Consider the following 21,866-nt stretch of genomic DNA (forward strand, 5'->3'; position numbering starts at 1 on the left):
AGAACGACACGGCACGGTTTTCGATCAGGAGGAATGGATAGATGGCGTCAGGCGGCCTCGGCGGTAGCTCTTCGACTATCGAGGATCTGCCTCGGCTGGTTCGGAGCGTCGGTGCGCTCGAACCGGATCGGGTGGCGCTGACGCACCTCGGTGCGGAGCTGACGTACGTCGGTCTGGATGCGGAGATCACCGCCCTCGACACGGCCATGGGCGGCGCCCTCGGGCCCGACGCCCTGGTGCCCGTGGTGCTGTCCACCGCTGTCCCCGGTCTGATCGAGGCAACCGAGGGTGGCCTCGACGCCGTCGTGGCGGGCCTCCTCGACGATGCGGTGTCGGTGTTGGGACACGACACGGCAGCAGTTTCGGCCGCAGCGGCCGGACCACGGAGTTCGGCCGAGGCCGACACGCTCTATCGGCGTTTCGTCGGGCAGGTCGAGCGGACCCCGGACGCTCCTGCCCTGACGTTCGCCGGCGAGACGCTGACGTACTCGCAGTTCGCGGATTCGGTGAACCGGTTGGCCCGACACCTGATCGAGCGCGGTGTCGGCCCGGACGCCCGAGTGGGCCTGTCGATTCGTCGATCGATGGATCTGCTGATCGGCATGTACGCGATCACCGCCGCCGGTGGCGCGTACGTTCCTCTCGACCCGGATCATCCGTCCGATCGGTTGGGGTACGTCCTCGATATCGCCGAGCCGGTGGTGGTGGTCACGACCTCCACCGATCACCCCGACGTGCCGGCGTCCACCGAGACCGTGTCGGTGGATACGGTCGATCTGTCCGGGTACTCCGCCGGCCCGGTGACCGACGAAGACCGCCGCGCCCCACTGTCGTCCAGCGATCTCGCGTACGTCATCTTCACTTCCGGGTCGACCGGTCGGCCCAAGGGCGTCGCGGTGGGGCACAGCGCGATCGTGGCCAACATCGCGTGGCGGCAGCGCGAATACGTCATGACTGCCACGGACGTCGTGCTGCAGAAGACGCCGTTCACCTTCGACGTGTCGGTGTGGGAGTTCTTCTGGCCGTTGCAGATCGGTGCCCGGCTGGTGATCGCGGAGCCCGACGGTCATCGGGATCCCGCGTACCTGGCCCGAATCATCGGTGAGCAGAGCGTCACGATTGCCCACTTCGTGCCGTCGATGCTCTCGGTGTACGTCGCCGAACCCGCTGCAGCACAGGTGACGTCGCTGACGACCGTGTTCGCATCGGGTGAAGCACTGCCGGCGCGCACCGTCAACGCCTTCCACCGGATCTCTGCCGCGTCGCTGCACAACCTCTACGGCCCCACCGAGGCTGCGGTCGACGTCACGTACTACCGCACGCAGGATGTCGAGGATGCTGCTGTCCCGATCGGTGCCGCGGTGGCCGACACCGAGCTCTACGTTCTGGACGAGTCGCTGCACCGGGTGCCGAGAGGCGTCGAGGGCGAGCTGTACCTCGCCGGAGTGCAGCTCGCGCGCGGCTATCTGCGCCGAGGCGACCTCACCGCGGATCGTTTCGTCGCCGACCCGTTCGGCGGGCCAGGCGATCGGATGTACCGCACCGGAGACCTGGTGCGCAGGCGCTCCGACGGGCTGATCGACTACATCGGCCGCACCGACTTCCAGGTGAAGCTGCGCGGCCTGCGTATCGAACTCGGCGAGATCGAATCGGCTCTGCTCGCCGAGCCGAACGTGAGCCAGGCTGCGGTGCTGGTTCATTCCGACGAGGCCCATGCGGAGCTGGGTGAGCATCTGGTCGGTTATGTCGTCTCGTCCGACCCCGAGATCGACCACAGTGATCTCGCAGCTGCGGTACGGCGTCGCACACCGGACTACATGGTGCCGTCCTTGTTCGTCGTGCTCGACGAGTTCCCGCTCAATTCGAGTGGCAAGCTCGACCGGAAGGCGTTGCCGGCTCCCGACTTCGGGTCACTCGTCCGTGAATACCGAGCTCCGGACACCGAGACCGAGTCCGCGCTCGTCGAGATCTTCCAGAACGTCCTCGGTATGGACCGCGTCGGCATCGACGACGACTTCTTCGCGGTCGGGGGAAACTCTCTCAACGCCACCCGAGTCGTCGCGCGCGTCAACGCCGAACGCGGTGTGTCCGTGGACGTTCGCGCGTTCTTCGATGCTCCCACCGTGGCCGAGCTCGCCGCTGTGGTCGATGCGGCGGAGGCGTCGAGTGGTGCACCCCGTGCGGCGCTCACTGCACAGCCGCGGCCGGAGCGTGTTCCGTTGTCGTTGGCTCAGCAGCGAATGTGGTTCCTCAACCGTTTCGAGCCCGAGTCGGCCGTCAACAACATCCCGGTCGCGATCTCGCTGTCCGGCGAGCTCGATCTCGATGCGTTGCGTGCGGCAGTCTCGGACGTACTGGGCAGGCACGAATCCCTGCGGACGATCTATCCGGATCACGCCGGAGTGGGGTACCAGCAGGTGCTCGAACCCGGCTCCGCCACGGTGGACGTGGAGTTCTCGGACGTCGATGAGGCTCGGCTGCCGGAGACGTTGCTCGAGTTCGCTCTTCGGCCGTTCGACGTCTCGACCGGTTTGCCCGTGCGCGCCGCCGTACTGGCGCTGTCTCGAACCGAACACGTTCTGGCCCTCGTGGTCCATCACATCGCGGCCGACGGATTCTCGATGGCACCGTTGACGCGAGACGTGGTGACCGCGTACGTGGCCCGCAGTTCCGGACTGGAGCCGGCGTGGACGCCGTTGCCCGTCCAGTACGCCGACTACACGCTCTGGCAGCGGTCGGTGCTCGGAGACGAGAACGATCCGACCTCGCTGATCGCCGCTCAGGAGGCCTACTGGCGTTCGCAGCTGGCCGGCGCACCCGAACAGCTCGACCTGCCGACGGATCGACCGAGGCCGGCGGTGGCAACCACCCACGGTGGTACACACCTGTTCGAGATCGATGCGGACCTCGCCGCGGCGATCGAACAACTCGGGCGTACCCACGGGGCCACGACCTTCATGGTGGTCCACTCGGCACTGGCCGTTCTGCTGGCGACGTTGTCCGCTACCGACGACGTCACGATCGGAACACCGGTCGCCGGTCGTGGCGACGCCGTTCTCGACGACGTCGTCGGCATGTTCGTCAACACGCTCGTGCTGCGCACCACGATCGACCCCGCGGCTGACTTCGAGGATCTGCTGGGCCGAGTACGCGAGACCGATCTCGCCGCGTTCTCGCACGCCGAGGTTCCGTTCGAGCGACTGGTCGAGGTTCTCCAGCCCACTCGCTCGACCGCTCGTCATCCACTGTTCCAGGTCATGCTGACATTCCAGAACCTGGACGCCACGTCCGTGGAGATCCCCGGTCTTCGGGTGAGCGCACTCGATTACGAGGCCGATCTCGCGAAGTTCGATCTGCAAGTGACACTGTGGAACTCGGTGGCCGAGGGGACCGATCCGGCCGGTTTGACCGTAGCGCTGACGTACTCGGCCGATCTGTTCGACGCGTCGACGATGGCCGCATTCGGCGAACGGTTCCTGCGGGTCCTCGAATCGGTGACTCGTGCACCTGCCGCGCCCATCGCCGAGATCGATGTGCTCGATGCCGAGGAACGGTTGCAGGTGCTTCGAGCATGGAACGCGACCGGCCACGAGGTGTCGTCGGACCTGACGCTGGTCGAGATGTTCCGAGCGCAGGTCGAGGCCACACCCGATGCACAGGCGTTGGTGTTCGAGGGCGAACGGCTTACCTATGCCGAGTTCAACGCCCGGGTCAATCGTGTTGCACGAGAACTTGTCTCGCGTGGTGTCGGTCCGGACACGTTGGTCGCTCTCGCGATGGAGCGCAGCATCGAGCTGTTCGTGGGCATGTACGCGATCGTGACGGCCGGTGGGGCCTACGTGCCCGTCGATCCGAGCCAGCCGCGCGAGCGCAACGACTACATCGTCGAGACGGCGAATCCGGTTCTGGTGTTGTCCTCGACCCGTGATCACCTCGAACTCGACGGATTCGAAACGGTCGACATCGACGCGCTGGACGTCTCGGCACATTCGGCCGAACCCCTCGTCGACGCCGATCGCCGGGGTCCGTTGCGCCCGCACAACCTCGCCTACGTCATCTTCACGTCCGGATCCACCGGCCGCCCCAAAGGCGTCGGCGTCTCGCACGAATCGATCGTCAACCGTCTGTCGTGGATGCAGGACGAGTATCCGCTGACCGCCTCCGACGTGGTGCTGCAGAAGACGCCCGCGACGTTCGACGTCTCGGTCTGGGAGTTCTTCTGGGCTCTGCAGAACGGTGCCTCGGTGGCAGTCGCTGTACCGGACGGCCATCGGGACCCCGCGTATCTGCTCGATATCATTGCGCTCGAACAAGTCTCGGTAGTTCACTTCGTTCCCTCGATGATGTCGGTGTTCGTGCCCGAGGTCGTTGCGCGCGCCGAGTCCACGGCAACCCTGCGGCTGGTGTTCGCCTCCGGTGAGGCGTTGACACCGACGACTGCGCAGGCGCTGCGCCGGGCGCTGACGGCCATCGAGATCCACAACCTCTACGGCCCGACCGAAGCCGCGGTGGACGTGACGTACCACCGAGTCACCGACGACGACACCGCCGTCGTACCGATCGGTGCGCCGGTCTGGAACACGGCCGTCTACGTACTGGACTCCGCTCTGCGACCGGTGCCGATCGGAGTGCACGGAGAGCTCTACCTCGCCGGAACGCAGCTTGCTCGGGGCTACGTGGGGCGACCGGATCTGACGGCGGATCGCTTCCTGCCCAACCCGTTCGGCGAGGACGGAGCCCGGATGTATCGCACGGGCGACGTGGTGCGTTGGCTGCCCGGCGGCGAACTCGACTACGTCGGACGTTCGGACTTCCAGGTCAAGCTTCGCGGTCTACGGATCGAACTGGGTGAAATCGAAGCGGCCCTGCTCGAGCAGCCGTCGGTGAGCCAGGCGGTCACCGTGGTCCGTGCCGATCGGTTGGTGGCCTATGTGGTCGGCACCGGGAGCGTGGACACGCAGTCTCTGCGTGATGCATTGAGCGAGCGCCTCGCCTCGTACATGGTGCCCGCCGTGATCGTCGTTCTCGATGCTCTGCCCCTCGGTGCCAGCGGCAAGCTGGACCGCAAGGCTCTGCCGGATCCCGAGATCGAGGAAGTCGAGTATCGCGCACCGTCGAATCCCGTCGAGGAGATCGTCGCTCGGGTGTTCGCGGACGTTCTCGGAGTCGACCGCATCGGCGTCGACGACGATTTCTTCGCCCTCGGTGGCAACTCTCTCGTCGCCACCCAGGTGGTCTCGCGATTGGGTAGCGAACTGGATGCCACCGTTCCGGTCCGTGCACTGTTCGAGGCCAGTACAGTTGCGGCACTGGCGGTTCGGGTGGAGAGTCACCTGGGTGACGGTGCCGCGGCACCGCTGGTTCCGCAGGCTCGGCCGGAGACGGTTCCGCTGTCGATGGCGCAGCAGCGGATATGGTTCCTGAACCGATTCGATCCCGAGTCGGCCGTGAACAACATTCCGGTGGCCATCCGGTTGCGTGGTTCGTTGGACACGGCTGCGCTGCGCGCTGCCGTGTCGGACGTCCTCGAGCGCCACGAATCCCTGCGCACGGTGTACCCGGCTGTGGACGGCTCCGGACACCAACTCGTGCTCCCCACCCGGACCGTCGTCCCGAATCTCGAGCCGGTCGGGGCAACTGCCGATTCGATCGTGGCCGACGTGACCGCCTTCGTGGCCGCAGGCTTCGACGTCACTGCTGCAGTTCCGTTGCGCGTGAGGCTGTTCGAGGTCTCGGAGCAGGAACATGTCTTGGTGTTCGTGGTGCATCACATCAGCGCCGACGGTTGGTCCATGGGTCCGCTGACCCGCGATGTGATGACCGCGTACCTCGCACGAGTGGCGGGCGAGTCACCGTCCTGGCAGCCACTGGCGGTTCAGTACATCGACTTCACGCTGTGGCAGCGCTCGGTACTCGGTAGCCAGGCGGATTCGGCGAGCCTGATCTCCCGGCAGGCGTCGTTCTGGCGCGAGACGCTGGCAGAGATGCCGGCCGAGCTCGCTCTTCCGCACGATCGGCCACGTCCCGCCGAGTCCTCGGGGGCCGGTGGCCGCGTCGAATTCGAGATCGCCCCCGACGTCCATGCCGGTCTCACTGCCCTGGCCAGGGAGAGCGGCACTACGACGTTCATGGTGCTGCATACCGCCCTCGCGGTATTCCTTGCGCGCATGTCGAATTCGACGGACATCGCCGTCGGCACGGCCATCGCCGGCCGCGGAGATGCCGCACTCGACGACGTGATCGGAATGTTCGTCAACACCCTGGTGCTGCGTACCGAGGTGCACCCGGGCAAGGGCTTCGACGGCATGCTTGCCGACGTCCGTGAGGTCGATCTGGCGGCCTTCGCGCATGCCGATATCCCGTTCGAGCGTCTGGTCGATCTTCTCGACCCCGAACGCTCCGCTTCACGACACCCACTGTTCCAAGTGGCGATCGCCTTCGAGAACCTGCCGCCGAGCACCTTCGCGCTGCCCGGGTTGGAGGTCTCGGCCGTCGATCTCGACGTCGAGACGGCCAAGTTCGATCTGTCGCTGACGTTGCGTGAGTCCGACGGCGGCGGTATGTCCGCGGCGTGGCTCTACTCGCGCGATCTGTTCGACGAGTCGACCATCGTGGGCTTCGCCGACCGCTTCCGCCGTCTTCTCGACGGCGTGGTGGCGGATCCGAGTACTCCGGTCGGCGACCTGGGGATTCTCTACGAGGACGAATACGACCGCTTGACCCACGTACACGGCGACGAGGTGTTGGCAGGCGGCACTCTCGCCGAGATCTTCGCTGCCGGAGCCGCTCTCGATCCGCAGGCGATTGCCATCCGCTACCGCGATCGCTCCATCACGTACGCCGAACTCGACAGCACGTCGTCTCAGCTCGCCCGTCTGCTCATCTCCAGGGGCGTGGGGCCGGAGACCGTCGTCGCGCTCGGGTTCCAGCGCTCCTACGAGATGGTGCTCGGGGTCTGGGCCGTGGCCAAGGCCGGCGGTGCCCACCTCCCGGTCGACCCGACATATCCGAGCGACCGCATTGCCCACATGGTCGGTGATTCCGGGGCGGTACTCGGCCTGACCGCCGCGGCACACCTGGCGTCGGTGCAGGGATCGAGCGGCGGTCCGGACTGGATCCGTCTCGACGACGACGACGTGGTGGCGGCGGTGCGCGCTCACTCCGCCGATCCGATCACGGATGCAGATCGACTGCGGCCGTCGGTGTTCCAGAATCCGGCGTACGTCATCTACACCTCGGGCTCGACCGGTAAGCCCAAGGGCGTCGTGGTGACGCATGCCGGGCTCGGGGGCGTGCTCGACGCCGCCGGCGATCTGTACCACCTGACACCGTCGGCGCGATTCCTGCACATCTGCTCGCCGAACTTCGATCCGTCCGTCCTCGAGTGGATGGCGGCGTTCTCGGTAGGCGCAACTCTGGTGATCGTGCCCGCCGAGATCCTGGGCGGTACCGAGTTGTCCGAGCTGCTGAAGGCCGAGCGGGTCAGCCATTCCATCATCACTCCCGCCGTGCTCGGCACGATGGATCCGGCGGGTCTCGACGCGCTCGAAGTGCTCTCGGTCGGCGGCGACGTCACCACACCGGAACTGCTCGCGCGATGGGCCCCTGGCCGTAAGTACTTCAACGGCTACGGACCGACCGAGACGACCATCATCTCGAGCTTCGCAGACCTGACTCCCGGCGAACCGATCACCGTCGGACGGCCCATTCACGGTATGTCGGCACTGATTCTCGACGATCGATTGCGTCCGGTGCCGTCCGGAGTTGCCGGTGAGCTCTATCTGGCCGGCGGCGCTCTCGCTCGCGGTTATCTCGGTCGGCCCATGCTGTCCTCCGAGCGCTTCGTTGCCAACCCCTACGGTGTCGGCGGCGGCCGGATGTATCGCACCGGAGACGTGGTGCGTTGGACCGAGGATCTTCAACTCCAGTTCGTGGGCCGCACCGATTTCCAGGTGAAGGTGCGTGGGTTCCGTATCGAACTCGGCGAGATCGACTCGGCACTGACCGCGTACCCGAGTGTCGAGTTCGCCGTGACACTCGGACACCGGTTGCTCTCGGGCGTCACCACGCTCGTCTCGTACGTACTTCCGGTCCGCGACGCATCGGTCGACGTGGACGACCTGACGGCGTTCGTCGGAAAAGCGTTGCCCAACTACATGATTCCTGCATCTATCACGGTGCTCGACGCGGTGCCGCTGACATCGGTCGGCAAGCTCGATCGGGCAGCGCTTCCCGCTCCGGCGTTCGAGGCACGCGAGTTCGTCGAGCCGGCCACCGCGGTGGAGCAGAGCGTGGCGACCGTGTTCGCGGAGGTGCTGGGAGTCGATCGGGTGGGAGCCCAGGACGACTTCTTCGAGCTCGGTGGCAACTCGCTCATCGCGACGCAGGTGGTCTCGCGTCTCGGTGCGATTCTGGACACCATCGTGCCCGTACGCATGCTGTTCGAGGTGTCCACCGTCGCAGCGCTGGCGGATCGCCTCGAGTCCGGCGTCGGTTCGGGCTCGCGTGCGCCGCTCGTGGCCGGACCTCGGCCCGAGCGTCCACCACTGTCGCTGGCACAGCAGCGCTACTGGTTCCTCAATCAGTTCGACACCTCGTCGGCCGTGGACAACATTCCGTTCGCGGTACGTCTGACCGGTGCGCTCGACACGGCGGCATTGGCTGCCGCCGTCGGCGATGTGGTGGAGCGCCACGAATCGCTGCGCTCGCTCTACCCGGACTCCGAACACGGACCGTTCCAACGGGTACTTCCGGCTGACGAGGCCACTCTGGACCTGTCGGTGCGGACAGTTGCAGCGGCCGACGTACCGGAGACGGTGAGCCGCTTCTTCCTGCGCGGCTTCGACGTGACCCGCGAGGTTCCGGTGGACGCGATGCTGGTGCGAATCGACGGGGAGGCCGTCGAGCACGTCCTTGCTTTCGTCGTCCATCACGTTTCCGCCGACGGTGCATCGATGGGACCGTTGGCAACGGATGTGATGACCGCATACACCGCGAGAGCGGCAGGCTCGGCTCCGGACTGGGAACCCCTGCCGGTGCAGTACGCGGATTTCGCGCTGTGGCAGCGCACCGTTCTCGGCTCCGACGACGACGAGAATTCTGTTGCGTCGCAACAGGTTCGGTACTGGAAAGAAGCGCTGGACGGTCTGCCCGACCAGCTGGTGCTGCCCACCGACCGACCCCGCCCCCCGACCCAGAGCTTCCGGGGCGAGACGGTGCGCTTCACCGTGGATGCCGTGGTGCACGCTGCCGTCGCCGACCTCGCGCGGGCACGTCAGGCCAGCGTCTTCATGGTCGTCCACTCGGCCTTCGCCGCGTTCCTGGCACGTGTGGCAGGAACCGAGGACGTCGCCATCGGGACTCCCATCGCCGGCCGCGGCGAGAGAGCGCTCGATCCCATGATCGGCATGTTCGTCAACACGTTGGTGTTCCGGTCCACGGTGCACCCCTCCATGACGTTCGAGGAGTTGCTGGCGCAGGCTCGCGAGCGCGACCTGTCGGCATTCGCCCACGCGGACATACCGTTCGAGCGTCTGGTCGAGGTACTCAACCCGGTGCGTTCCACCGCGCGAAATCCGCTGTTCCAGATCGGCCTGTCGTTCCAGAATCTGGCCGATCTCAGCTTCGAGTTGCCGGGGCTGACCGTCCGCGGTGTCGACGCCGAGTCGACCCTCGCCAAGACCGACCTCCAACTGACGGTGTCCGATCGCTACGCCGCCGACGGCACGCCTGCGGACATGGACGCCGAATTCACCTTCGCCACCGACCTGTTCGACAGATCGACGGTCGAGGCCTTCGCCCGTAGATTCGTCGCGGTGCTGGCCGCGGTGGCTGCGGACCCGAGTGCAGTCGTCGGAGATCTGGACCTGCTCGACGAGTCGGAGCGAACGACGATCCTGGACACGTGGAACGACACCGATCACGATGTCGATCTGTCGCAGACCCTGGTGTCGCTGTTCGACGCTCAGGTCGACGCCCGCCCCGAGGCTCCGGCGGTCAGGTACGCCGGCCGGACACTGACCTACCGCGAGTTCGACGGTCGGATCAACCGTCTGGCGCGGCGGTTGATCACCGCGGGGGTGGCCCCGCAGGTGACGGTGGCGCTCGCGCTCGGGCGTTCGGTCGAGTTGCTCGTCGCGATGTACGCGGTGAGCAAAGCAGGCGGAATCTATGTGCCGCTCGATCCGGATCAGCCGGCCGCCCGCATCGCCGACATCGTCGACGACGCATCGCCACTGTTGATCCTGAGCTCGACCCGTGACGGGTTCTCGGCTCCCGAGGGCAACGGTCGGTCCGTGCCCGTCGTGATGGTCGACGCGGATTCGGACGAGTACTCAGACATCTCGGATGCACCGATCACGGACGACGAACGACGTGCGCCGCTGCGTGCCGCGAACACGGCGTACGTGATCTTCACGTCCGGCTCGACCGGTCGACCCAAGGGGGTCGCCGTCAGTCATCGCGCCATTGTCAACCAGTTGCTCTGGGCGCGTGCGGAATACGGCATCGGCGTCGACGACGCGGTGTTGCTCAAGACCGCGGCGACCTTCGATCTGTCGGTATGGGAATTCTGGACGGCGTCGATCGCCGGCGGTTGCACCGTGGTCGCCGAGGCCGGTGGACACCGCGACCCGAGCTACCTGCTGAACCTGATGACCGAGGCGAACGTGACGACGCTGCACACGGTGCCGTCGATGCTCGACGCATTGATCGCGGCGTCCGGCGGCACGCTGCCGTCCGGCCTGCGTCGAATCCTGGCCATCGGCGAAACACTGCCGCCTACCACCGCTCAGCGTGCGCTCCGCGCTACGCGGGCACGCCTGGACAATCTGTACGGCCCCACCGAGGCAGCGGTGTCGGTCACCGCGCACCGGGTGCACGACTCCGGGACGGGGCCGGTTCCCATCGGTGCTCCCGAATGGAACACACGTGTCTACGTGCTGGATTCACGTCTGTCGCCGGTCCCGGTCGGTGTCACGGGAGAGCTCTATCTCGCGGGCACGCAGTTGGCCGACGGTTATGTCGGGAGGCCGGATCTCACCGCGGAGCGGTTCGTGGCCAACCCGTTCGCGCCGGGCCGACGGCTCTATCGCACAGGCGATCTCGCAGCATGGCGTAGCGACGGTGAACTGGAGTACGTGGGTCGTTCGGACTTCCAGGTCAAGATCCGCGGCTTCCGCATCGAGCTCGGCGACATCGACGCCGCGCTGCGCTCGATCGAATCGGTACGCGATGCGGCCGTGGTCGCCTCGAACGACGAACGCCTCGGGGATCGACTGGTCGCCTACGTGGTGCCCGTCGACGGCGTATCGGTCGATCCCGAGACCGTACGCGCGTCGATGGCGTCGTCGGTGCCGTCCTACATGGTGCCGTCCGCTTTCGTGATCCTCGATGTCCTGCCACTCAACGCCAACGGCAAGCTGGACCGAAAGGCCCTGCCGGAACCGGTGTTCGAGGCCGCGGAGTTCCGGGCCCCCACCGATCTCGTCGAGGTGACGGTCGCCGGTGTGTTCGCGGACATCCTCGGCGTCGAGCGCGTGGGTCTGGACGACGACTTCTTCGCGCTCGGCGGAAACTCGCTGATCGCCACCCAGGTGGTCTCACGGCTGGGCTCCGCGCTCGACACCGTGGTTCCGGTGCGGGCGATCTTCGAGTCGCCGACGGTGCTGGGACTTGCCCGCGCCATCGAATCCACCGTCGGTGCCGGTGCGCGCCGTGCTCTGGTGCAGCGCAGGCGGCCCGAGCAGGTTCCGCTGTCGCTGGCACAGCAGCGGATGTGGTTCCTGAGCCAGTTCGATCCCACCTCGGCAGTGAACAACATTCCGGTGGCGATTCGACTGTCCGGCGATCTCGACGTGCCCGCACTGGTGCGAGCGGTGTCGGATGTGGTCTCGCGGCACGAGATTCTGCGCACCGTGTACCCCGAGGTCGACGGGCGAGGCAGCCAGGTCGTGCTCGGCCTCACCGAGGGCGCACCGTCCGTCGACGTCATCGACACGGCAGCCGCCGATGTGCCCGAGACGTTGCGGCGGTTCGTGTCCGAGGGCTTCGACGTCACCAGCGCCGTTCCGGTGCGGGTGACGATCCTGCGCATCGACGAGCGTGAGCACGTCCTGGCTTTCGTGGCCCACCACATCGCCGCGGACGGGTTCTCCATGGGACCGTTGACCCGCGACATCATGGTCGCCTACACCGCCCGTGCGGCGGGCGAGGATCCGCAGTGGGCACCGTTGCCCGTCCAGTACGCAGATTTCACGCTGTGGCAGCACGAGTTGCTCGGCACCGAGGGTGATCCGGAATCGCCCATGGCTCAGCAGCTCGGCTACTGGCGTTCGGTACTGCGCGGCGCGCCTGCACAACTCGATCTGGCGACCGATCGACCGCGGCCGGCGGTGGCGACCAACAGAGGAGCGGCCTACAACTTCTCGCTCGACGCCGAACTGCACGAGAGCATCGCCCGAGCGTCTCGGGAGAACAACGCGACGGTGTTCATGACCGCGCACACCGCTCTCGCGGTGCTGTTGGCTGCGCTGGCGGGAACCGACGACGTGGTGATCGGGACGCCGGTGGCCGGGCGTGGAGATTCCAACCTCGACGACCTCGTGGGTATGTTCGTCAACACCCTCGCACTGCGCACATCCGTCGAGCCGGGCACGACATTGCGCGATCAGCTCGCCCTGGTGCGAGAGGTGGACCTCGGGGCGTTCTCGCACTCCGACATACCGTTCGAGCGACTCGTCGACGCGATCGCGCCGGAACGGTCGCAGGCGAGGCACCCGATCTTTCAGGTGATGCTCACGTTCCAGAACCTCACCGAACAGTCGTTCGCGCTTCCCGGTCTCGACATCGACGGTGTCGATCTGTCGAGTGCGATCGCGAAGTTCGATCTGCAGGTGACACTGTGGGAGAAGTTCGACTCCGCAGGCGCGCCCGATGGCGTCGACGTCCAATTCGATTACGCCACAGATCTGTTCGACGAATCGTCGATGGCAGCCTTCGCACGCAGGCTCGTCCGGGTTCTCGAGTCGATGACGGCCGAGATCGACCGGCCCGTCGGCGACGTCGATCTCCTCGAGCCTGCCGAGCGCACCGCCGTCCTCGAACAGTGGAACGCGACCGACCACGGGATCGACGATCGGCACACCCTGGTCTCCCTGTTCGCCGAGCGGGTAGCAGCAGCACCGAACAACGTGGCCCTGGGCTTCGGCGACGAGCAGATCGACTACGCGGAGTTCTCCGGACGGGTGAATTCGCTTGCCCGAGTGCTCATCGGGGAGGGCGTAGGCCCCGAGACCGTGGTCGCGATCGCGATGCGCCGTTCGCCGGACATGCTCGTCGGCATCTATGCCGTCCTCGCTGCAGGCGGTGCCTACGTGCCGGTCGACCCGGACCAGCCGTCCGATCGGATCGAGTACATCCTCGAGACGGCAGCACCGGTCGCGGTGCTGACCACCACTCGCGACGGCGGCGTCGCCGGTTCGTCCGTTCCGCAGATCCGGTTGGACACCGTGGACACCGATGCGTCCGCGACCCGACCGGTCGAGGATTCGGAGCGACTGGCACCGCTGAGGCCGTCGGACACCGCTTACGTCATCTTCACCTCGGGCTCGACAGGCAAGCCCAAGGGTGTGGCCGTCACGCACGCCGCCATCGTCAACCGGCTGCTGTGGATGCAGCACGAGTACGGGCTCACCGTCGACGACGTGGTGCTGCAGAAGACTCCTGTGACGTTCGACGTCTCGGTGTGGGAGTTGTTCTGGCCGTTGCAGATCGGTGCCCAGCTCTACATCGCCGAGCCGGACGGTCATCGGGACCCCACATATCTGGTGGAGACGATCGAACGCCGCGGTGTCACCACCGCACACTTCGTCCCCTCCTTGCTCGCCGTGTTCGCTGCCACCGACGGAATCGAGCGATGCAGCGCCCTGCGGACGCTGTTCGCATCGGGTGAGGCCCTACCGGTTTCGGTAGCCGCAGGCATCCGCCGGGCACTGCCCGCCGTGGAACTGCACAACCTGTACGGGCCGACCGAGGCCGCAGTGGACGTGACGTTCCATAGGGTCACCGACGTAGACACCGTGTCGGTGCCGATCGGCGTGCCGGTCTGGAACACCCGGGTCACCGTGCTGGATGCTCGGCTGCGCCCGGTGCCGATCGGTGTGCCGGGCGAGCTGTACCTGGCCGGAACCCAGCTGGCCCGAGGCTATCTGGGACGACCCGACCTGACGGCAGATCGATTCGTCGCAGATCCGTACGGGCCGGCCGGGAGCCGGATGTACCGCACCGGCGACCTCGTACGCTGGAACACCGGGGGAGAGCTGGAGTACCTGGGGCGCACCGACTTCCAGGTCAAGCTCCGCGGGCTTCGCATCGAGCTCGGTGAGATCGAGTCGGCCCTCATCGCCGACCCGACCGTCGATCAGGCCGTTGTGCTCGTGCGGCAGACGCCGTCGTCGGGCGAAATTCTGGTGGGCTACGTGGTACCCGCCTCCGGCGCGGCCGTCGATCCGGCGGCCCTGACGGCGGTCGCGGCGCGGACGGTGCCCGAATACATGGTTCCGGCGTCGGTGGTGGTTCTCGAATCACTTCCGCTCGGACCGAACGGCAAGCTGGACCGACGCGGACTACCGGATCCCGAGTTCGGTAGCGACGCCGAGTTCCGCACTGCGAGCACCGATACCGAGCGCATCATCGCCGACGTGTTCGCAGACGTTCTGGGACTCGAGACGGTGGGCGTCGACGACTCCTTCTTCGCGCTCGGTGGCGACAGCATCGTGTCCATTCAGTTGGTCTCGCGCGCCAAGGCGAGAGGAATCCAGTTCGGCCCACGAGATGTGTTCGAGCGCAAGACCGTTGCCGGGCTGGCCGAGGTGGCCGTCATGGTCGGCGAGGGTGCGGACACGGTCGTCCTCGACGAACTCGACGGCGGTGGAGTCGGTTGGCTGCCGCTGCCACCGTTCGGTGCGGCACTGCTCCAGCGCGGCGGTGGGTACCGTCGCTTCCATCAGGCGCTCACACTCGAGCTCCCGGCAGGGATCGACCGCGACGGTGTCGTGGCCACGCTCACTGCTGTCGTCGACCACCACGACGTTCTTCGGTCCACCCTCGTGCACGACGATCGTGGCTGGGGCCTCGAGGTGGGCGAGTCCGGTTCGGTGGACGTCGACGCGCTGCTGACGACCGCGTCGGCGGACGGTGGAGCCGCCGCGGTGGATGCGGCGGTCGGATCGCTCGATCCGGAGAACGGGCGCATGCTCGCGTTCGTGTGGGTCGACAGTGCGCCGAATACGCTGACCGTCGTAGCGCATCACCTCGTCGTCGACGGCGTGTCGTGGCGAATCCTGGTGCCCGACTTCGTGTCCGCGTGGGCGCAGATCGCCGGCGGTGCCGGCCCGGTGCTGCCGGATGTGGGTACTTCGATGCGGCGCTGGACACACGCACTCGTGGAGGAAGCGGCGCGCCGGACGGACGAGTTGCCGCAGTGGCGCAGCATCGCCCGGACCCCGGACCCGGTCCTGGGGGAGCGGGCCTTCGAGCCGGCCGTCGACGTGGTGGACACCCTCGAGCGAGTCGAGATGTCCCTGTCGTCGGATGCGACGCGCACGTTGCTGACCACGGTTCCCGAGATCTACCACGGCGGAGTCGCGGACGGACTGCTCGCCGCACTCGCGCTGGCAGTCACTGCCCTGCGCAAGGAACAGGGGATCGATGCCCCCGCAACACTGCTTCAGCTCGAAGGCCACGGCCGCGAAGAGGCCGTGGTCCCCGGAGCAGACCTCGGCCGGACCGTGGGCTGGTTCACCAGCCTCTTCCCGGTTCGGCTCGACCTGACCGGAATCGACGTCGACGACGCCCTCGGCGGCGGCTCTGCCCTCGGCGACGCCGTGAAGGCCGTCAAAGAGCAGATGCTGGCGTTGCCCGACCGAGGAATGGGCTGGGGGCTGCTGCGCTACATCGATCCCGCGAGCGAGACGGAGCTGGCGGCGCTGTCCACCGGGCAGATCAGCTTCAACTATCTCGGTCGGGTCGGTACCGGTGAGGTACCGGAGGACATGAAGTCTCTCGGCTGGTTGCCTGCCGAGGACACCGCAGGTCTGTCTGCAGCCGGTGATCCGGACATGGCCGCGAACAAGACGATCGACATCAACGCCATCGTGGTGGACACCGACGACGGCAGCGCCCTGAGTGCTTCGCTGGCGTTCCCGCGGGGCGCGATCTCCGAGGCGACCGTGGCGCGTCTGGCGCAACTGTGGTCGGAGCTGCTCGACTCGCTCGCGGCCCACGCACGTACACCCGGTGCCGGTGGCCTCACTCCGTCGGACCTTCCGTTGGCGCGTGTGAGTCAGACCGACATTCTCGGCTTCGAGCAGCGGTATCCGGCACTGACCGACGTGTGGCCGCTGGCACCGTTGCAACAGGGCTTGCTGTTCCACGCTCTGTTCGCCGACACCTCGCTCGACGTCTACACGATGCAGGTCGTTCTCGACCTGGCAGGCGAGGTCGATCAGGACCGTCTGCGCGATGCCGCGCAGGCCCTACTGGATCGGTACGAGAACCTACGCGCAGTGTTCGCGGTGACCGCGGACGGCGACAGCGTGCAGATAGTTCAGCAGGGTGTGCGGTTGCCTTGGCGCACAGTCGATCTCAGTGGTGTCGAGGAGAACGCGCGCGCCGCCGCGGTCGCGGCGGCACTGGACGAGGATCAGCGGGAGCATTTCGACATCACCACCGCCCCGTTGTTGCGGTTCTTGCTGATTCGCCTCGGGCCCACGACGTACCGACTGGCGATGACCAACCATCACGTGCTGCTGGACGGCTGGTCGCTGCCGCTGGTGATGAAGGAGCTGCTCTACCTCTACGCCGTCCGTAGCGACACCTCGTCGATGCCGCGTCCGCGCTCGTATCGCTCGTTCCTGCAGTGGCTCGGTCAGCGCGACCCGGAGACCTCCCGGCAGGCGTGGGCCCGTTCGCTCGACGGCGTCGACGAACCGACACTGCTGACTCCACCGACCCTGGGCCGCGAGATCTCCACCCGATCGGCGGAGACCGAGGTGCGGATCGACGCGGAGGCCACCGCAGCGTTGATCGCGCTCGGTGGACGCCTCGGCGTCACCGTGAACACGTTGGTACAGGCCGCGTACGGAATGCTGTTGGCTCAGATGACGGGCCGCGACGACGTGATCTTCGGGGCAACGGTGTCGGGTCGTCCCGCGGACCTTCCCGGAGTCGAATCGATGATCGGTTTGTTCATCAACACCATTCCGGTACGAGTTCGCCTCGATGCTCACGACACAGTGGAGCAGTACCTCACGCGGCTCCAGGGTGAGCAGGCCGATCTGCTCGATCACCACCACGTGGGATTGGCGGACATCCAGCGGGATGCGGGGCTGGGCAACCTGTTCGACACGCTGACGGTGTTCGAGTCGTACCCGGTGAACGAGGCGGAGTTGGCGCAGCAGGCCGCATCGATCGACGGCATGACCGTCGAGGGTGTCGGCTCCAACGACAACACCCACTACCCGCTGACTCTGCTCGTGGTGGCGAACGAGGAAGTGACGCTGACGGCGAAGTACATCAGCGACCTCTTCGACACCCGTGCGGTCGAATCGATCCTGGCGCGCATCGTCTCGCTGCTCGCTACGTTCGCGGCGGACCCCACGCGTCGGGTTCTCGACATCGACCTGCTCGACCCCGTGGAGCGCACACGGATACTCGACGAGTGGAACGACACTGCCCGCGAGATCGACTCCGCGGCAACGCTCGTGTCGATGTTCGAGGAGCGGGTGGCGCAGTCCCCGGACCGGATCGCGGTCTCCTTCGAGGGTGATCGAGTGACGTACGCGGAATTCGCGGGTCGAGTGAACGCGCTTGCGCGACTGCTCATCCGCGAGGGCGTCGGCCCGGAAACGATGGTCGCGATCGCCATGCGTAGATCGGTGGACATGCTCGTCGGTGTCTACGCGGTGCTGACCGCGGGTGGGGCATACGTCCCGATCGATCCCGACCAGCCGGCCGAGCGCGTCGAGTACATCCTGGCGACGGCCGATCCCGTTGCGATTCTGACCACGGCAGCGGATTCGTTTGCTGTGGAACCGGTCTCGTCCGTCGCGCCGCGGATCGAGGTCGATTCCGTCGATCTCGGCGGATTCGCCACCGATGCCGTTCGCGCCGACGAGCGGCGCGCCGCGCTGCTCTCCGGCGACGTCGCGTACGTGATCTTCACCTCGGGCTCGACGGGCAAGCCCAAGGGTGTCGCCGTGACGCACGCCGCCATCGTCAACCGGCTCGTGTGGATGCAGGACGAGTACGGGCTGACCGTCGACGATGTGGTGCTGCAGAAGACTCCGGTGACGTTCGACGTGTCGGTGTGGGAGTTGTTCTGGCCGTTGCAGATCGGTGCAGAACTGGCGATAGCGAAGCCGGACGGACATCGCGATCCGGCCTACCTGGTCGAGATCGTCACCGAGCGGTCGGTCACCGTCGCACACTTCGTGCCGTCGATGCTGGCCGTGTTCGCGACAGCGGACGGAGTCTCGCGGTGTTCGAGCCTGCGCATGCTCTTCGCGTCGGGAGAGGCGCTGCCGGTGTCGGTCGCCTCGGCAATCGGTACGGCACTGCCGAACACGAGCCTGCACAACCTGTACGGACCCACCGAAGCTGCGGTGGACGTGACCTACCACCGCGTCACCGCCGCCGACGTCGCCGGTGTACCGATCGGTGTGCCGGTGGCCAACACCCGGGTGACCGTGCTCGACGCACGGCTTCGACCGGTGCCGGTCGGCGTCGCGGGTGAGCTCTACCTCGCGGGAGTCCAGTTGGCCCGCGGCTACCTCGGGCGAGTGGATCTGACCGCAGACCGGTTCGTTGCCGATCCGTACGGTGCACCGGGTACTCGGATGTACCGGACCGGCGACCTGGTCCGGTGGAACGTCGACGGCGAGCTCGACTACATCGGCCGCACCGACTTCCAGGTGAAACTGCGCGGCCTGCGCATCGAGCTCGGTGAGATCGAGGCGGCGTTGACCGCTCACTCCGACATCGACCGATCGACCGTGCTGGTGACGTCGACGGCGTCGGGCGAAATCCTCGTCGGCTACGTCGTTCCTCGTATCGGTGCGTCGGTGGACGTGGGCGAGCTGACCTCGTTCGCAGGCAGCCGACTCCCCGGCTACATGGTGCCGACCCAGATCATGGTGCTCGCCGAGTTCCCGCTGAACGCCAGTGGCAAGCTCGATCGAAAAGCATTGCCGGAACCGGTGTTCGAGGCGCGTGAGTTCCGTGCACCGGTGACCGCGACCGAGATTGCCATCGCCGACGTCTTCGCCGACGTGCTCGGTGTCGATCGGGTGGGATCGGACGACGACTTCTTCGCCCTCGGTGGAAATTCGCTCGCGGCCACCCGTGCAGCGGCGCGCATCACCGCTGGTCTGGGCAAGCAGGTGGGTGTTCGCGAGCTGTTCGAGAACTCGACGGTCGCAGCGCTCGCAGCGCGCACGGATCTCCAGGGAACGGTGCATCGCGTGCCGCTTCGACCCAGGACAGGCGGCGAGCGGGTACCGCTCTCGCTCGCACAGCAGCGGATGTGGGTGCTGAATCGACTCGACCCCGGGTCGGGTGCGTACAACATGCCGCTCGCCCTGCGGCTCACCGGTGACTTGGACGTGGCCGCATTGCAGGCGGCCGCGGCGTGGGCGATCGAGCGGCACGAGACCTTGCGAACCCGCTATCCAGAGGATGCCGACGGCACTGCGTTCCAGGAGGTCCTCGACGCCCGGGCCACCACTCTCGACCTCGATCCGATCGACGCCACGGGTGAAGCCGACATCGCCGACCGGGTGCGTCGACTGGTGTACGACGGCTTCGATGTCACCGCCGCGCCTCCGGTGCGCGGGGCACTGTTCCGACTCGCCGGAACGAGCGACGGCGACATCCAGTACGTGTTCGTCATCGTGATGCACCACATCAGCGGCGACGGAGCGTCGATGGCACCGCTCGCTCGCGACGTGATGACCGCGTATCTCGCCGCGACAGCAGGCACGGTTCCGTCGGTGGCACCGCTGTCGATCCAGTACGCCGATTACACGCTGTGGCAGCGTGAGGTGCTGGGTTCGACGAACGACCCGGGTTCCGCAGCGAATCGGCAGGTCGACTTCTGGCGCACCGAGCTGAGCGGTATCACCCCGGTCATCGCCCTGCCGTGGGATCGACCGAGACCGGCAGAGCCCTCGCTACACGGTGGAAGTGTCCGCGCACATCTCGACGCGCAGACCCACGAGGCGTTCGCCGGCATCGCACGATCGAACAACGCGACTCTGTTCATGGTGTTGCACAGCGTCCTCGCGGTATTGCTCGCGAGAACCAGCGGTGCACGGGACTTCGCTGTCGGAACTCCGATTGCCGGCAGGGGAGACGAACAACTCGACGACATCGTCGGAATGTTCGTCAATACGCTGGCGCTTCGGACCAGCGTCGATCCGGACGCGACGTTCGAGGATCTCGTGCGCAGCATTCGGGAGAGCGACCTGCGGGCATTCGGCAACGCGGACGTACCGTTCGAGCACGTCGTCGACGTCATCGGGCAGGACCGAACCCCCGGAATCAGCCCGCTGTTCCAGACCGTGCTGTCCGTCGAACCATTGGGCGAGGCTCGCTTCGAACTGCCTGCCCTGACCGTCGAGCCCGTCGAAGGATTCGAGCCGACCGCCAAGTTCGATCTCCAGGTGACGGTGCAGACTCGGCCCGTCGTCGGTGCCGATGGCGAACCAGACCTGGCGGTCGAATTCGCCTACGCCGCAGACCTGTTCGACGAGACGACCGTATCGGCGATGGTCGAGCGTTTCGTCCGGATCGCCGACGCCGTCGCGGCGGCTCCGGGTATCAAGGTCGGTGCGATCGACGATCTCGGTGACGACGAGCGGGCCGCGTTGACCGCATCCCCGACACCGGTCGCCGACGCCGTGGGTGCGGTGGCCGGTCGAACGTTGCCACAACTGCTCGCTGCGACCGTGGAAGCGGATCCCGACGCACCGGCGTTGTCCTCCGCAGGTGAGGACACCACGTACCTCGAGCTCGACCGACGTTCGTCACGCCTGGCCCGCGAACTGATCGACCGCAACGTCGGTCCCGACGTCACGGTTGCCGTCGTCGTCGACGACGCAGTCGAATCCGTCGTGGCCCGGTGGGCGGTGGTCAAGGCGGGCGGCGCTCTGGCCCTGGTGGACCACATCGACAGTGCCGTCGGGGTGGGCGCGAGCGTAGTGGTCATCGATACCGGTGAGGCGCAGGACTGGGATCGAGTGTCCACGGTCGTCGATCTCGGTGACGAGGCGACCTCGAGGTCGGTGACAGCCCGATCGGCTCGTCCGATCACGTACACCGACCGTGTCGCTGTGCTCTCCGCAGACAGCCCGGCTCTTGTGGTGGACGTGTCGACCGGCGCTACGGTGAGCCATGGTGCCCTTGCTGCCATGGCCGTTCGTGCGGTCGGGGAGTACGGGATCGACTACGAGTCGCGACTGGGCGTGCCCACGGCGATCACCTCTCCGTCAGCGTGGTTCGCCGGGGTGATGGCTGCTTCGGTCGGTGCTGTGCTGGTGGTCGATCGGGCCGAATCACCCGAGGATTCTGCCGATCTCGTCGTCGCCGAATGGATGACGCACGCGTTCGTGACTACGGCGGAAGCCGCGGCGGTCGCCGAATTGGAGTCGGACGATCTCGAGGACCTGGTGGCTCTGGTGATCGTGGCCGGTGATGTGGAGGCGGCCGAACGACCGGTCGGTGTGTCGGTACACGGCGCGCCGGAGTTCGGCTGAACCGATCGGGTCGATAGACTTCGGCCCTGAACAACAACCGTCCGTAGAGACGGT

The 21,866-nt window shown here is 66.7% G+C and carries 1 protein-coding gene; it reads left to right on the forward strand.

Annotation, left to right across the window (positions count from 1 at the left end):
• The first annotated feature begins 41 nt into the window (after positions 1-41).
• Positions 42-21,812, forward strand: a complete 21,771-nt coding sequence (locus tag ACQR3T_RS03005) for a non-ribosomal peptide synthase/polyketide synthase (RefSeq protein WP_428692497.1) — start codon at positions 42-44, stop codon at positions 21,810-21,812.
• The last annotated feature ends 54 nt before the right edge of the window (positions 21,813-21,866 follow it).

Origin of the sequence: Rhodococcus sp. IEGM1428 (assembly GCF_050321865.1) — a bacterium.
Classification (GTDB): domain Bacteria; phylum Actinomycetota; class Actinomycetes; order Mycobacteriales; family Mycobacteriaceae; genus Rhodococcoides.

Coding starts and splice junctions, on each gene's coding strand:
- ACQR3T_RS03005 (WP_428692497.1), top strand. CDS start 42: ATGGCGTCAGGCGGCCTCGGCGGTAGCTCTTCGACTATCGAGGATCTG.